The sequence below is a fragment of the Actinomyces succiniciruminis genome (assembly GCF_900002405.1).
GTDB lineage: Bacteria > Actinomycetota > Actinomycetes > Actinomycetales > Actinomycetaceae > Actinomyces > Actinomyces succiniciruminis.
Map to the genome: position 1 here is coordinate 1 of NZ_LK995513.1, position 574 is coordinate 574.

Below are 574 nucleotides of genomic sequence, written 5' to 3' on the forward strand. Positions count from 1 at the left end.
GCCGAGGCCAGGCAGAGGGCCGAGCGTGAGGCCGCTGCCGCCGCCGAGGCCGCACTCACCAGCGAGCAGCGCCGGCAGCGTGCCATCGATCAGATCCTCGACACCCGCCTACTGGACCCCCAATCCAGGCAGCGGGCCGGCCGCGGCGAGATCATCGGGCAGCGGGAAGTGCGCGAGGGCTCCACCATCTACCAGGAGCTTATCTACGCCGCCCCGTTGCCCGACCGGGCCGTCATGGGCGGGGCCGTCGCACGCCAGGCCGCCCGCCTGTCCGGCCTGGAAGCCCTGTCGGTCCCCATGGTGTGCGCCCTGACCGGCTTCGACATTGAGGAGGTCCATGCCTGGCAGGACATGACCGGCACCCCACTGAACTGGGGAACACTGCCGGCCGAGTGGACGGGAGACTGGTTCCGGGTGCAGGTCACGCGCGCCATCCACGCGCTCAAGACCGCCGCAGAGGCCGACCCGGAGGCGGTGGACCCCTGGGCNGACTTACCGGTCGAGTGGCGCAAGACCGCCGCCGACCGCATCCGGGACGCGCTGTGGCACCTCCATGAGGACTATGACCGCACCG